Below are 13,809 nucleotides of genomic sequence, written 5' to 3'. Positions count from 1 at the left end.
CCGCATCGACCACTACCTCGGCAAGGAGACCGTGCAGAACATCCTGGCGCTGCGGTTCGCGAACCAGCTGTACGAACCCATCTGGAACTCGAACTACGTCGACCACGTGCAGATCACCATGGCCGAGGACATCGGTCTCGGTGGCCGCGCCGGCTACTACGACGGCATCGGCGCGACGCGCGACGTCATCCAGAACCACCTGCTGCAGCTGCTCGCCCTCATCGCGATGGAGGAGCCGGTCTCGTTCAAGCCGGCCGACCTGCGCGCGGAGAAGGTGAAGATCCTCTCGGCCACGCGTCCCGCGGAGCCGTTCGAGGAGACCACCTCGCGCGGGCAGTACACCGGTGGCTGGCAGGGCGGCCAGAAGGTCCCCGGCCTGCTCGAGGAGGGCGGGTTCTCGCCCGAGTCGAAGACCGAGACGTTCGGCGCGATCACCTGCGAGGTCAACACCCGCCGGTGGGCAGGGGTGCCGTTCTACCTGCGCACCGGCAAGCGCCTGGGCCGCCGCGTCACCGAGGTGGCCGTCGTGTTCAAGCGGGCGCCGCACCTGCCGTTCGACGACACCGCGACCGAGGAGCTCGGCCAGAACGCGCTCGTCGTGCGCGTGCAGCCGGACGAGGGCGTGACGATCCGGTTCGGGTCGAAGGTGCCGGGCAACACGATGGAGGTCCGCGACGTCACGATGGACTTCGGCTACGGCCACTCGTTCACCGAGTCGTCGCCGGAGGCCTACGAGCGGCTGCTGCTCGACGTGCTGCTCGGCGAGCCGTCGCTGTTCCCGAAGAACGACGAGGTCGAGCTCTCCTGGGAGATCCTCGACCCGGTGCTGGAGTTCTGGGCGCGCAAGGACGAACCCGCTCTCGAGAAGTACAAGGCCGGTACCTGGGGCCCGCCGTCGGCGGAGACGATGACCGCCAGGACCGGAAGGCAGTGGAGGCGTCCGTGATCATCGACCTGCCCTCGACCACCACCTCCCAGATCAACTCGCGGCTGGTCCGGCTGCGCGACGAAGGCGGTGCGACGACCCTCGGGCGCGTGCTGACCCTCGTGATCGTGACCGAGGACGGCCAGCGCACCGACGCCGCGATCGACGCGGCCAACGACGCCTCGCGCGAGCACCCGTGCCGCGTGATCGTCGTGGCCCGCGGCGCTCGTCAGGCCGCTCCCCGCCTCGACGCGCAGATCCGCGTCGGTGGCGACGCGGGCGCGTCCGAGGTCGTGGTGCTGCGCCTGTACGGCGAACTGGCCAAGGAAGGCGCCTCGTGCGTCATGCCGCTGCTGCTGCCGGACACCCCGGTCGTGGCGTGGTGGCCGTTCGACGCGCCGGTGTCGCCGTCGAAGGACCCGATCGGCGCTCTCGCGCAGCGGCGCATCACCGACGCCGCCGCCGAGAAGAACCCGATCAAGGCCCTGGAGACCCGGCGGGCGCACTACGCGCCGGGCGACACGGACCTGGCGTGGACGCGGCTGACGTTGTGGCGCGCCATGCTCGCCTCGTCGCTGGACCTGCCGCCGTACGAGAAGATCACCGAGGCCGAGGTGACCGGTGAGGCCGACTCGCCGTCCACCGACCTCCTCGCGGCCTGGCTGACGGACCGGCTGAAGGTCCCCGCCAAGCGCTACAAGGCGACCTCGGGCGAGGGCATCGTGCAGGTCAAGCTGGACCGCGAGTCCGGCGCCGTCGACCTGCACCGCCCGGACGGCAAGGTGGGCACGCTCTCGCAGCCCGGCCAGCCGGACCGCCGCGTGGCGCTGCAGCGCCGTTCGGTGCGCGACTGCCTCGCCGAGGAGCTGCGCAGGCTCGACCCCGACGAGGTCTACGCGGCGGCGCTCAAGTCGCTGGCGAAGGTCTCGAAGGGCCGGGCACCGTCCGCGAAGCCCGAGGAGGCTCCCGCGGACGGGGCGGCGGACGCCAACGGCAAGGCGGCCACCCCGCGCAAGTCCAAGGCGAAGGCGAGCTCGTGAGCGACCCGCAGGTGGTGGTGCACCGCGACGGCGACCTGCTGGCCGCCGCCGCGGCGGCCCGCCTGGTCACCCGCGTGGTCGACGCGCAGGCCGCTCGCGGCTTCGCGTCGGTCGTGCTGACCGGCGGCCGCACGGGCACCGCCGTGCTGGAGCACCTGAACCGCAGCGCCGCGCGCGACGCCGTGGACTGGTCGCGCGTCGACCTGTTCTGGGGCGACGAGCGCTTCCTGCCGTCCGGGCACCCGGAGCGCAACGAGACCCAGGCCCGCGCGGCCCTGCTCGACCACGTGCCGCTGGACCCGTCCCGCGTGCACGTGATGGAGCCGTCGGACGGCAAGTTCGGCGACGACCCGGAAGCGGCGGCCGCGGCCTACGCCGAGGTGCTCGCCTCGCTGGCCGGGCCGGACGACCACGGCGACGTCCCGGCGTTCGACGTGTGCATGCTGGGCGTCGGCGAAGAGGGCCACGTGGCGTCGGTCTTCCCGGACTCCCCCGCCGTGCACGAGCGGGAGCGGACCGTCGTCGCGGTGCGCGACTGCCCGAAGCCCCCGCCCACGCGGGTCTCGCTGACGTTGTCGTCGGTGCGGCGCGCGCAGGAGGTGTGGCTGATGACCACCGGGGCCGCCAAGGCCGCCGCGGTGGCGACAGCCCTGGACGGAGCGGACGAGGTGCAGCTGCCGGCCGCGGGTGCCACCGGGCGCCTGCGGACGTTGTGGTTGCTGGACACGGCGGCCGCCGAGACGACACCGGCCGCGTTCAGACCCCCGTCGGTTTGAGCCGGTGACGGCCCCCGTGCTTCGGCGCGGGGGCCGTTCCCGTCTGCACGAGCTTGCTGATCCGGGACGTGCACGACGGGTGCGAGGCGAGCATCCGCGCCTTGAACCCGGCACGGGCGCGCAGCACGTCGTGGCCCTCGTTCCGCCAGCGCTGCAACACCTCCAGCAGCAGCGGCCCGTAGCCCAGCTCGGCCGCGACCCGGTCGGCGTGCAGCTCCGCGCGCCTGCTCGTCAGCGCGAGCAGCGGCGCGACCACCGGCACCAGCAGCACCCACGGACTGGCGGCGACCGCCACGACGGCCAGCGCGGCCACCAGGAGCAGCGACACCACCATCGCGAACCGGGTCTTCACCGCCGCTCCGGCGGCGAGCACACCCCAGCCCGCTAGGAACACGAGCGACACCGCGAGCCGGGCCGGCAGCTCGTACCACCACCGCAGCAACGACACCCTGGTGTGCCCGGCGAGGTGGTGCCCGACCTCGTGCGCCAGCACCGCCTCGAGCTGGCGGGGTGGCAGCGCGAGCGCCGCCGTGGACACCCCGACGACGCGCCCGCCGACAGCCATCGCGTTGATCTCACGGGAGTTCTGGATCAGCAGCCGGTAGCGCCGCGGATCGAGCGCGGCCGCGTCGCACACGGCTTCGAGCAGCGGCACCAGAACCCGGCTCTCCGCTCGCGTGGGCCGGCGCAACCGGTGCACCAGCGACGCCAGCACCCCGTCCGTGACCGGCAGGAACACCACGACGCCGGACACCAGCCACAGCACGGGGAACACCCACGGCGACTGCGGCGTGACGGGCTTGCCCAGCAGCGCCACGATCAGCAGGCTGCTCAGCACCGTCGGCACGGCGAGCAGCAACTCGGACACGGCGGACAGGTCGAAACGGCGTCGGGTTGCGCGCATTCGTCACCACCTCGTGATGCGTCCGAGAGTTCCAGCCCCCGGACGTTTGTGTCCAGCCGAGTCGCTCGACCCGCCCAACGCACACCGGCTTCGATTGGTGGACTTGGGCGAATCGTCACTGCGCCCAGCACGTTCGGTAGCGGAAAGCGCTTGCCGAACACGGGCGATCAGGTGACGGGGCCCGCCGCGCACCGGTTTCGCGGGCACGGCGTCCACCGACCCCCGGCTCGCGCGGCCGCATTCCCCCCGACACCGCGTATCATCCCGAAACGCGTGGAGCAGCGGGGGTTTTGTGGCGAACGGCAGTGCGAGGCGACGTCCCACCATCGGGATGATCACGGCTGGCCCGCTCATCGAGCTCGCGGGTGAGCAGTGGCGTGGCGTGAGCGACGGCGCCCGGCACTTCGGCTGCGACCTCGTGTGCTTCGTCGGCAGCGAGATGAACCACCCGGACCCGCACAAGCGGCGGGCCAACACGGTCTTCGACCTCATCTCCACGAACCGCATCGACGCGCTCGTCGTCTGGTCCACGCGCGTGGGGCAGCTCGTCGGCGACGACCTGCCGGAGTACATGTCGCGCTACGCGCCGATGCCCATGGTGAGCGTGGAGACCACTCTCGGGCAGTGGCCGACCATCGTCATGGACAACCGCCACGGCATGGAACAGGCCATCGACCACCTCATCGAGGTGCACGGCAAACGGCGGATCGCGTTCGTCCGAGGGCCGCAATCGCATGCTGGTGCGCACGAGCGGTTCCGCGGCTACATGGACTCGTTGCGCAAGCACGGCATCGCGATCGACCCCTCTCTCGTGACGACGCACGGATCGTTCGTCTGGGATCCGCGCACGGCGGCCGATGCCGTGCGCCGGTTGATCGCGACCGTCGACGAACCGCCGGACGCCATCGCCGCCGCCAACGACGACTACGCCAGCGGTGTCGTGTCCGCGCTGGAGGAACTGGGTTTCCGCACACCCGAGGACATCGCGGTGGTCGGGTACGACAACCACACGAACGTCCGGACGCACGACCTCGGCTTCGTCACCGGCAGCCCGGTGTCGTGGATGCTGCGCAACGTCAACATCGACGCGGCGACGCCCGCGTTCACCACGGTCAGGGCGCCGTTCCAGGAGATGGGCTTCCGGGCGGCCGGACTGGCGCTCGCCCTGGTGCGGGGTGAGCCGGTGCCGCGGCTGCAGACGATGGCCACCGAGCTGATCGTGCGGCGCTCGTGCGGGTGCCTGCCGTCGGGACTCGGCGACCACGCCCCCGCGCACGGCCGGCTGACGCTGTCCGAGTCGGCGACTGCGGCGACCGTGGCCGACCACCTGCGCGAGTCGCTCGGGCAGTCGTCGGACGCGCTGCCGGACGGGTGGGCCGAGCAGCTGATCGTCGAGCTGATGGCGGCGGGACGCGGCGAGGTCGAGGGCGCGGAGTTCCTGCGGCTGCTGGCCGAGTACATCCGCGCGAGTGCGCGCGCCGGGTGCGAGGCGGCGCGCTGGTGGCCGCCGCTGTTCGACCTGCACCGGTTCGTGACGACGCGCATCAACGACGTGGCGATCATCAACGACCTGTGGCTGCGCGTGCAGCTCCTCGTCGGCGACGCGTTCGCCACGGACGCACGGTTCACCTATCTCTCGAACGAACGCCACGACCAGACGATCCGCCAGGCAGGCCAACGGCTCATCGCGTCACGGGACGTCGACGAGCTGACCAAGGCCCTCACGCACGAACTCCCCCGCCTCGGCATCCCCGGCTGCCACGTCATGGCGTACGACACGCCGGGCATGGCGCGCGCGCTCGTCCGTTACGAGAACGGAGAGCTCAAGTCCGTTCCGGACACCCCGTTCCCGGCCATCAACCTCACGCCGTACCCGTTCCGCCGCGACGAGCCGTTCAGCGCCCTGGTGGCCCCGCTCTACACCGACGAGGACCACCTCGGGTACGTCGTGTTCGAGGAGGGCCCGGAGCTCGGCTGGATGTACGAGGCCGTGCAGCAGCAGCTCAGCAGCGCGCTGCGCAGCATCCGGCTGGTGCAGGAGCTGAAGGACGCGCGCGCCCGCCTCGAGGAACGCGTCGGCGAGACCGAGGCCCAGCTGCGGCACGCGCAGAAGATGGAGGCGATCGGCCGGCTGACCGGCGGCATCGCGCACGACTTCAACAACATCCTCACGGTCGTCAACGGCAACAGCGAGATGCTGCTGCGCCGCACGCTGCCGGACGACCCGCGCCGCGCGGCGATCGAGGACATCCGGCACGCGGGCGAACGGGCCGCGAACCTCACGCGCCAGCTGCTCGCGTTCACCCGCCAGCAGGTCCTGCACCCGGAGTCGCTGGACCTGCGGGAGAACCTGACGAAGGTCCACTCGATGCTGCGCACGCTCGTCGGCGACCACATCGAGCTGGAGGTGGACCTGCCGGAGTCCGTCGCACGGGTGTGGGCGGACGCGGGCCAGGTCGAGCAGATCCTGTTCAACCTCGCGGTCAACTCCCGCGACGCCATGCCCGACGGCGGCACCCTGCGCGTGTCCGTCGAGGACACCACGATCGGCGCCGGCGACACCGGCCGGATCGTCGGCGTGCGGCCGGGCGACTACGTCGTGCTGCGCGTGCAGGACACCGGTTCCGGCATGGCGCCGGACGTGCAGGCGCAGGTGTTCGAGCCGTTCTTCACCACCAAACCGGTCGGCAAGGGCACCGGTCTGGGCCTGTCGACGGTGTTCGGCATCGTGCAGCAGTCGGGCGGCCAGATCGACCTGGTGAGCGCGCCGGGCCTGGGCACGACCGTCGACGTCTACCTGCCGGTGCCCGTCGAACGCGACGGCACGCCCGAGGCGCCGTACACGCGCCGCCCGGTGGCGCACCGCGGCGCCGGAACCGTGCTGCTCGTCGAGGACGACGCCCAGGTGCGGGTCATGACCCGGCGCTCGCTGGAGACCGCGGGCTACGCGGTGGTCGAGGCGGGCGACGGCCAGGAGGCGCTGCAGCTGGCGACCGCGCACCGCAGCACGATCGACCTGGTGCTCACCGACGTCGTGATGCCGAAGATGGGCGGGCCCGAGCTGGTGAGGCTGCTGCGCTCGACCGGCGTCGCGCCCGCCGTGATCTACATGTCCGGCTACACGACCGACGAGGTCCTCGACGACGAGGTGCTGATCACCAAGCCGTACGCGGAGACGGACCTGCTCGAACGGGTGCGGGACGTGCTGGCTCAGGAGGCCTGAGCGCGCTTGGCCACGGCGAGGCGGACCGTCTCGTCGAGCGCCTCGATGCGGAACGGCTTCTGCAGGTAGCCCGCGACCTCGTGCCCGGCGAACCGGCGTTCGAGCGACGTGCGGTCGTACCCGCTGGTCAGCACCACCGGCACGGTCAGGCCCTCGCGTTCCAGCTGGGCCAGCACCTCTTCGCCGGACAGGCCGGGCATGCTGTGGTCGAGCAGCATCGCGCTGATCTCCGCACTGCGCCCGCGCAGGATCCCGATCGCCTCGACGCCGTCGCTGGCCTGCAGGACTGCGAAGCCGAGCTCCTCGAGCAGGCTCACGGTGTACCTCCGCACGGGGTCCTCGTCCTCGACCACGAGCACCAGCCCAGCTTGCGACATGGGGCAAGTATGCCGGAAAGCATTCGTTCTCTCAGCACCAGGTGCCCCGGCATTGTCGAGAATTCTCCACCTGCTGCTCCATCAGGATGACATGGTCCATTCGGACCACGCCTTTTTCTGAGGGTCTGCGCTAACCTTCGCGGCACCGCTGCCGCTCCCGCTGAGAAAGGCACCAGGAAAGGCCAACTTCATGCGCAAAGCGACGGCAGCAGCCGCTCTGGCCGTGCTGTTCACATTGTCGTCCACACCCGCGCACGCCGAGGTGGTTCCCGCGGAGCGGGTGACGGTGGACGTGGTGACGGTGAACGGTTCCGGGTGCAAGCAGGGCACCGCGGAGGTGGTGGTCTCCTCGGACAACACCTCGTTCTGGGTGATCTACAGCGACTACCTCGCCCAGGCCGGCAAAGGCGCCCCCGCGACGGAGTCCCGGAAGAACTGCCAGCTCAACCTACAGATCAACATCCCGCAGGGCTTCACCTACGGCATCGCGGAGGCGACCTACGCGGGTTATGCGCACCTTCAGCGCGGCGCCACCGGGTACCAGTCGGTGAATTACTACTTCCAGGGCCAGTCGGAGACCAACACCTGGAAGCACAACTTCACCGGACCGTTCGACGACAACTGGTCGATCAGTCATCGAACGGAGTTCGCGGACATCGTCTACGCCCCTTGTGGCGAGAAGAAGAATCTGAACGTCAACAGCTCCCTGCGCGTTGACAAGGGCACTTCGGACGCGAATGCGAACAGCTTCCTCGCGATGGACTACACGCGCGGGGAAGTGCGCACCCTCTACCACTTCTCCTGGAAGCGCTGCTGATTTCCCGAGGCCGCCGCCACCTGTTTCCACCGCCGCCCCACCCTGCGAGACGCGTCGGAAAGGTGCACCCATGCTCAACGCGGTTGCCGCTGTCCTGCTCACCTCGGCCATCGTCTTCCCGCCCGGCGGCGCTCCCAGCGAGACGCCGCCGCCCGACCACATCACCATCGACATCGTCACCGTCAACGGCTCCGGCTGCCCCGCCGGCACAGCCGCCGTCGCGGTGTCCGAGGACAACAAGGCCTTCACCGTCACCTACAGCGACTACCTGGCCCAGGTCGGCGTCGGCGCGCGGCCGACGGACTTCCGGAAGAACTGCCAGCTCAACCTGAGAGTCAACGTGCCGCAGGGCTTCACCTACGGCATCGCCCAGGCCGACTACCGCGGGTTCGCGCACCTGGAGCGCGGCGCCTACGCGATCCAGAAGGCCAACTACTACTTCCAGGGCATGTCGCAGAACGACTCCGCGCAGCACCGCTACAACGGCCCGCACAGCGACGACTGGCAGGCCACCGACACGACCGAGATCGCCGCGATCGTCTACAGCCCCTGCGGCGAGAAGCGGAACTTCAACATCAACACCGAGCTCCGCGTCTACCCCGGCACCTCCAACACGGCCACGACGACCAGCTTCGTCTCGATGGACTCGACCGACGGCGCCATCGACACGACCTACCGGTTCAGCTGGAAGACCTGCCCGTAGAACCCTCCCCGTAGTGCCGTGACTACCGCACGCGTCCGCACGGACGTGTGCGGTAGCACATATGTGAGAGGAGCGGCGTACCGATTCGCGTGTGCGGGCGTCTTACCCCCTGACGGAGCACGTCGGGGTGAAGGGGCAGCCAATGCCAACCGCTGCATACGCGCAGTACGGTGAGGGTCGCAAGGCGCACAGGGGAGGTCGGATCCTGTCCACGACGCTGCTCCCGGCCAGACGGTCGGAGGGAACCGCGGCCGGCTCGCGCTGGCCGTTGGCCGGCGACTACCGCCAGGTCCTCGCCGACCTGGCGCTGATCCTCCTCGCCGTTCTCGACGTGTGGCTGTTCGGGCTGTGGATCGAGGCCGACCCGATCACCGAGATGCCGCCGGTCGAGAGCTACCAGGTGTGGCTGAACTGGGTCGCGGTCGGCGCGCTGGTGCTGCGCCGCCGGTTCCCGTTCGTCACGCTCGTGCTGACCATCCCCGGCTTCTTCGTGGGCTGGTCGCAGCTCGCCGCGATGATCGCGCTGTACTCGGTGGCCCGCCGCTACGTCGGCGGCTGGCAGACCGGCCTGGCCGCGGCGCTGGTGTGGCTGTGCCGGTTCGTGGCCTGGCCGCCGCAGGAGCTCATCGAACGGCCGGCGTCCGGCCACTTCCACTCGGCGATCTACGGCTTCCTCGTGGCGGGCCTGCCCATCGCGATCGGCCTGCTGGTGCACGCCCGGCAGGAGCTGTCTGACCGCATCACGGAACTGGCGGAGTCCCGCGAGAGAGAACAGGTGCTCCACGCGCACGCCATCCGCGCCGACGAACGGGCAAAGCTCGCCCGCGAGATGCACGACGTCGTCTCGCACCAGGTGAGCCTCATCGCCATGCAGGCCGGTGCTCTGCGCATGGCCGTCGCCGACGCCGAGCACAAGCAGGTCGCGGGCACCATCCGCACGTTGTCGACGCGCACGCTCGACGAGCTGCGCCAGCTCGTGTCCGTCCTGCGCACCACCGACGACAACCAGCCGGGCGTCGACGAGCTGCCCGACCTGGCCGCCGACGCGGGCTTCGAGGTGAAGATCCAGCTCAAGGGCCCGGTCGAGGACCTCACGTCCCCGGTGTCCGGCGCGGTGTACCGGACCGTGCAGGAGGCGCTGACCAACATCCGCAAGCACGCCGTGGGGGCGAGCGCGACCGTGCTCATCGACGCCCAGTACGACGACAACGTGCTGGTCGAGGTGCGCAACACCGCCCCGTCGAGCCCGTCGTCGGCCCTGCCCAGCGGCGGCCACGGCCTGGTCGGCCTGCGCGAGCGCGCCACGTTGCTCGGCGGCGAGTTCTCGGCGGGACCGACCGAGGACGGCGGCTTCCTGGTGTCGGCGTCGTTCCCGAAGGAGCGCGTCGTCAGCGAGTGACGCCGCCGGTCAGGCGCGCCGGGAGGCCAGTGACGCGCTCAGGGCCGCCGCCGCGCCGAGCACACCGCACGTGAGCGCGGTCGGCACCGTCGGCTCGTGCTTCAGCAGCACGGACACCAGCAGCCACACGGCCAGGCCCAGCCCGAGACCGAGCGGCACCGCCGCGACCACCGCGGCCGCCCCGGTCTGCCTGCGCCGCAACGCCCGCAGGTTCGACTCCAGGTAGGCCAGCGCGAAGAGCAGCAGCAACGCCGACCCCGTGCCCATGAGGCTCAGCCACGGCGTCTGGTTCGACACGAGCAGGAACTCCCGTCCGTCGGCCGACGCCGTCACCGCGCCGCCGACGATCCACCGCGTGGCGCCCGGCAGCACGAACCCGGTGTCGCCGCGCGGCACGTTCGCGAGCTCGATCCCGGCGAGCGTCACGACGAGCTGGTTGCCCTGCTCCTGCACCGGATCGGCCAGGTTGAGGCTCACCTCGGGCAGGCCGCGCCCGGAGCCCAGGAACGGCACGACGACCATCGCCAGCAGCGTCACCGCCGCCACCAGCCACAGCAGCCACGGCGACGACGGCGGCCTGATCACCTGCGCGGCGGGCACGAGCGTGCTGCTGCCGCTCAGGCGGGCGGCCGGGACCGGGTCGACGAGCGTGGCGCGGATCGGTTGCTGCGTCAGGGACACCGTGTCCCGCTCGACCGGCCGCAGCGACCGGCGCGTGGACGACGAGGAGACCTGCGGCGCGAGGTGCACCGGCGCGTTCAGGCGCACCAGCCAGTCCGGGCCGAACAGGTGGCCGGCCGCGCCCGCGAGGTCGATCGCGAACGTCTCGGCGTTGCGGTAGCGGGCCAGCGGGTCGCGCGCGATGCTGCGCATCACCACGCCCGCCAGGGGTTCCGGCACGTTCGGCAACGGCCGCGGGTCCTGGTAGACGCGCTTCTGGATCATCGCGAGGGGGCCGCCGCCGCGTTCGAACGGCAGGTCGCCGCACAGCAGCTCGTAGAGCATCGTCCCGGTCGCGTAGACGTCGGCGGCGGGCGTCAACGCGTTGCCCATCGCCTGTTCCGGCGCGATGTAGGCGGGTGTGCCGAGCACCGCGCCGCCGTGCGTCACGAGCGTCGCGCCCTCCGACACGACCTGGGAGATGCCGAAGTCCGCCACCTTCACCACGCCGTTGGAGGTGAAGAGCAGGTTCTTCGGCTTCACGTCGAGGTGCAGCACGCCCGCCTCGTGCGCGGCGTGCAGACCCGACAGCGCCGCCAGCACGATCCCGCACGACTGCTGCGCGGTGAGCCCGTCGCCCGCGAACCGCGACCAGACCGTGCCGCCGTCGAGGCGTTCCATCACCAGCAGGTGCTCGCCCTGCTGCCGCACGTAGTCGTAGACGGGCACGATGTGCGGGTGGTCGAGCCGCGCGAGCAGCCGCGCCTCGTGCTCGAACCGCTCGCTCATCCGCGGGTCCTCGGCCACGGCGTGCGGCAGCCGCTTGATGGCGACGGGCCGCCCGAGCTGCCGGTGCACGCCGCCGTAGACGACGCCCATCCCGCCCTCGCCGATCTGCTCGCCGACGGCGTACTGCGGCAGCGCGGCGACCACGCTCGACTGGCTCACCGCGGGATCCTCACGGTGTCCGCGTCCACTGAGGACGACGGCCGCTCACCGGGATGCGGTGTCACGTAACCGAGGACGAACGCCACCGCGGCCGCACCGACGATGAACGGGATCTCGGCCGCGGGCGACGGCGCCACCAGCCGCAGCACGGACAGGGAGATCACCGCGACGAGCCCGGTCCCGATCCCGGCGGGCAGGAACCGCATGGCCCGCTGCCACCGGTTGGCGGGCAGCCGCCGCCGCGCCAGCGCGAGCAGCGCCCCCGCCCACGACAACGCGGTCAGCACGAGCACCCCCAGCCCGAACGCCCCGTACACCGACCACAGCGACCCCTTGACGTCCCCGGTGGTCGACACGGACGCGATGGTCTCCCGCTGGACGTCGACGACCTCGACGGTGACGGGCAGCAACCCGGTCGCCTGCGACCCGAGGTCGTTGGGGTCGAGCGGGAACGTCCGCGTCTCCACGGACCGCGGCGGGACGTCGAACGGAACCGTTGTGTCGTAGGTGAAGAAGGTCAACGCCAGCGCCGTGCCGCTGATCCGCACGGTCTTGACGCGCTGCACGGTGTCGGTGCCGTTGCGGACCGTGATGGACACCTTGACGGTGTCGGTGGGCTTGAGCACCAGGTTGCCTACTCCAACCGGTCTACCGTCCACATCGGCCTCGAGCAGCACGGAACCACCCTGCGCGGCGGCCGTGGGCGGCGCCAGCATAATTCCGCAGCACAGCAGTAAACCTGCACCGGCCAACCGACGTCTCACTAGCGCACCTTAGTTCGATCCGGGGAGTGGAAATGCGGTCTTCAGGCTTACTCGCGGCCGTCGTGGCCGGTGTTACGGTGCTGGGCACCACACCGGCGACGGCCCAGCAGCCGCCCGTGGTGACCGCGGCGCCGCAGCCTGCCACAGCGGGCGGCCCCGTGACCATCTCCTGGGGCGGTTTCGTGACCTGCCGCGCCGTGAGCATCATCTTCACCCTGGACGGCGCCCAGATCGCAACGGCCCCCTCCGCCTCCAGCGGATCAGTCGGCGCCACGGTCCCCGCGATTACCGCACCGGGCAGCCACAAGATCGAGGCACGGTCGACGAACACGAAGTGCGGCACCGGCGGCACCGCCCTGCGCGTGATCGCACCACCCCCGGTGACCACGACGACCAAGCCGCCCACCACCAACCCCCCGGTGACGAACCCCCCGGTCACCATCCCACCGGTGACCACCCGCCCCCCGGCCGTCACCACGACGACCACGCCCCCGACCACAACGACGACCACGGACACGCCGTCGTCGTCCCAGCCGCCCTCCTCGACCACCGACGCCCTGGGCATCCCCACCGCCAACGAGGGCGTCCTGGTCCTGGACAAGGACAACATCCAGCCGGGCGAGGACCTGACGGCGATGGGCACCGGCTGCCCCCAGAACGCGAACGTGACGCTGAGGTCCCTGGGCCAGAACGTCGGCCAGACGACAGCAGACGACAACGGCAACTTCCGCTCCCCGGTGAAGTTCGCGAACATCGAACCGGGCCGCCACAAGGTGCGGGCGGACTGCGGCATCACCTTGGTGGGCAACATCGACGTGACCCTGTCGAGCTCCTCGGGCGGCTCGACGAGCACGCTGGTGATCCTGCTGTTCTTCCTGCTGATCGGAGCAACGATGCTCCGCCGCCAGTTCGCAGGACTAAAGCGGTAAAAACCCCCACCGCGAAGCCGAAGGCGAGCAACGCTCTTGGCTTTTGAGCGCAAGCTCTGGCGACGGGAACCCACCGCAACGCAACCAAACTAAGCAACCGCCAGCCGCCCAACGCACCAGGCGTGCCATCAACCCGCGGGCGGCACCCCAGGCGAATCAGCTCAAATCACACAAGCCCGAGCGCGGCAGGAGCCTTCGGGTCCGACTCGCCGAGGAACGAACTGCACCGCTCCCACTCCTCGTCCTCCCCGATCTCCCGAGCGGCAAGGGCGAGCGCCGCCAGCGCACGCAGGAACCCCTGGTTGGGCCGGTGGTCCCACGGCACGGGCCCGAACCCCTTCCAC

General features: G+C 70.8%; 13 protein-coding genes. 8 read left to right on the top strand and 5 right to left on the bottom strand.

Features of this window, described 5'->3' with window-relative positions; translation table 11 throughout:
• The 3 genes from zwf to pgl all read left to right on the top strand — a co-directional run.
• A partial coding sequence (gene zwf / locus VF330_RS05780; protein WP_330850447.1) for a glucose-6-phosphate dehydrogenase occupies nt 1-946 on the top strand: 946 nt, incomplete at its 5' end.
• Nucleotides 943-1,965, top strand: coding sequence for a glucose-6-phosphate dehydrogenase assembly protein OpcA (gene opcA, locus VF330_RS05775; RefSeq protein WP_330850446.1), 1,023 nt, complete (start codon nt 943-945; stop codon nt 1,963-1,965). The genes zwf and opcA, both read left to right, overlap by 4 nt.
• Nucleotides 1,962-2,741: a 6-phosphogluconolactonase gene (pgl, locus tag VF330_RS05770; RefSeq protein ID WP_330850445.1), complete on the top strand. Its 780-nt coding sequence runs from the start codon at nt 1,962-1,964 to the stop codon at nt 2,739-2,741. Before opcA ends, pgl begins: the two co-directional genes overlap by 4 nt.
• On the opposite strand, the gene VF330_RS05765 is transcribed toward pgl, so the two are convergent.
• A complete protein-coding gene (locus VF330_RS05765; protein ID WP_330850444.1) occupies nt 2,722-3,645 on the bottom strand; it encodes a M48 family metalloprotease in 924 nt (307 codons plus the stop codon). The two genes, pgl and VF330_RS05765, sit on opposite strands and share 20 nt — an antisense overlap.
• A 331-nt stretch (nt 3,646-3,976) precedes the next feature.
• On the opposite strand from VF330_RS05765, the gene VF330_RS05760 reads away from it, so the two are divergent.
• Nucleotides 3,977-6,868 (top strand): substrate-binding domain-containing protein, encoded by a 2,892-nt coding sequence (locus VF330_RS05760; protein ID WP_330850443.1) that lies wholly within the window; start codon nt 3,977-3,979, stop codon nt 6,866-6,868.
• Here the strand turns inward: VF330_RS05760 and VF330_RS05755 are convergent.
• On the bottom strand, nt 6,856-7,245 hold the full coding sequence (locus VF330_RS05755; protein ID WP_330850442.1) for a response regulator: 390 nt from the start codon (nt 7,243-7,245) through the stop codon (nt 6,856-6,858). The two genes, VF330_RS05760 and VF330_RS05755, sit on opposite strands and share 13 nt — an antisense overlap.
• A 190-nt stretch (nt 7,246-7,435) precedes the next feature.
• Here VF330_RS05755 and VF330_RS05750 point away from each other — a divergent pair, with 190 nt between their 5' ends.
• The 3 genes from VF330_RS05750 to VF330_RS05740 all read left to right on the top strand — a co-directional run bounded on the left by VF330_RS05750 (nt 7,436) and on the right by VF330_RS05740 (nt 10,164).
• Nucleotides 7,436-8,062, top strand: a complete 627-nt coding sequence (locus VF330_RS05750) for a DUF4360 domain-containing protein (protein WP_330850441.1) — start codon at nt 7,436-7,438, stop codon at nt 8,060-8,062.
• A gap of 70 nt (nt 8,063-8,132) precedes the next feature.
• Nucleotides 8,133-8,765 (top strand): DUF4360 domain-containing protein, encoded by a 633-nt coding sequence (locus VF330_RS05745; RefSeq protein ID WP_330850440.1) that lies wholly within the window; start codon nt 8,133-8,135, stop codon nt 8,763-8,765.
• Between the two features lie 142 nt (nt 8,766-8,907).
• Nucleotides 8,908-10,164, top strand: a complete 1,257-nt coding sequence (locus tag VF330_RS05740) for a sensor histidine kinase (RefSeq protein ID WP_330850439.1) — start codon at nt 8,908-8,910, stop codon at nt 10,162-10,164.
• A gap of 9 nt (nt 10,165-10,173) precedes the next feature.
• Here the strand turns inward: VF330_RS05740 and VF330_RS05735 are convergent, their stop codons facing one another.
• Both VF330_RS05735 and VF330_RS05730 read right to left on the bottom strand, forming a co-directional pair.
• On the bottom strand, nt 10,174-11,772 hold the full coding sequence (locus tag VF330_RS05735) for a serine/threonine-protein kinase (protein ID WP_330850438.1): 1,599 nt from the start codon (nt 11,770-11,772) through the stop codon (nt 10,174-10,176).
• Nucleotides 11,769-12,398, bottom strand: a complete 630-nt coding sequence (locus tag VF330_RS05730) for a hypothetical protein (protein ID WP_330850437.1) — start codon at nt 12,396-12,398, stop codon at nt 11,769-11,771. The genes VF330_RS05735 and VF330_RS05730 overlap by 4 nt, the downstream gene beginning before the upstream one ends.
• A gap of 170 nt (nt 12,399-12,568) precedes the next feature.
• On the opposite strand from VF330_RS05730, the gene VF330_RS05725 reads away from it, so the two are divergent.
• On the top strand, nt 12,569-13,465 hold the full coding sequence (locus tag VF330_RS05725; RefSeq protein WP_330850436.1) for a hypothetical protein: 897 nt from the start codon (nt 12,569-12,571) through the stop codon (nt 13,463-13,465).
• Nucleotides 13,466-13,631: 166 nt separating this feature from the next.
• On the opposite strand, the gene VF330_RS05720 is transcribed toward VF330_RS05725, so the two are convergent.
• On the bottom strand, nt 13,632-13,809 hold a 178-nt coding region (locus VF330_RS05720), incomplete at its 5' end, for a DUF3151 family protein (RefSeq protein ID WP_330850448.1).

It is taken from the genome of Lentzea sp., from assembly GCF_036380075.1.
Taxonomy (GTDB): Bacteria; Actinomycetota; Actinomycetes; order Mycobacteriales; family Pseudonocardiaceae; genus Lentzea.
Note: the sequence above shows the minus strand (reverse complement) of the source record. Positions and strands in the feature narration are given on the sequence as shown.

Coding starts and splice junctions, on each gene's coding strand:
- VF330_RS05765 (WP_330850444.1), bottom strand. CDS start 3,645: ATGCGCGCAACCCGACGCCGTTTCGACCTGTCCGCCGTGTCCGAGTTG.
- VF330_RS05760 (WP_330850443.1), top strand. CDS start 3,977: ATGATCACGGCTGGCCCGCTCATCGAGCTCGCGGGTGAGCAGTGGCGT.
- VF330_RS05755 (WP_330850442.1), bottom strand. CDS start 7,245: ATGTCGCAAGCTGGGCTGGTGCTCGTGGTCGAGGACGAGGACCCCGTG.
- VF330_RS05750 (WP_330850441.1), top strand. CDS start 7,436: ATGCGCAAAGCGACGGCAGCAGCCGCTCTGGCCGTGCTGTTCACATTG.
- VF330_RS05745 (WP_330850440.1), top strand. CDS start 8,133: ATGCTCAACGCGGTTGCCGCTGTCCTGCTCACCTCGGCCATCGTCTTC.
- VF330_RS05740 (WP_330850439.1), top strand. CDS start 8,908: ATGCCAACCGCTGCATACGCGCAGTACGGTGAGGGTCGCAAGGCGCAC.
- VF330_RS05725 (WP_330850436.1), top strand. CDS start 12,569: ATGCGGTCTTCAGGCTTACTCGCGGCCGTCGTGGCCGGTGTTACGGTG.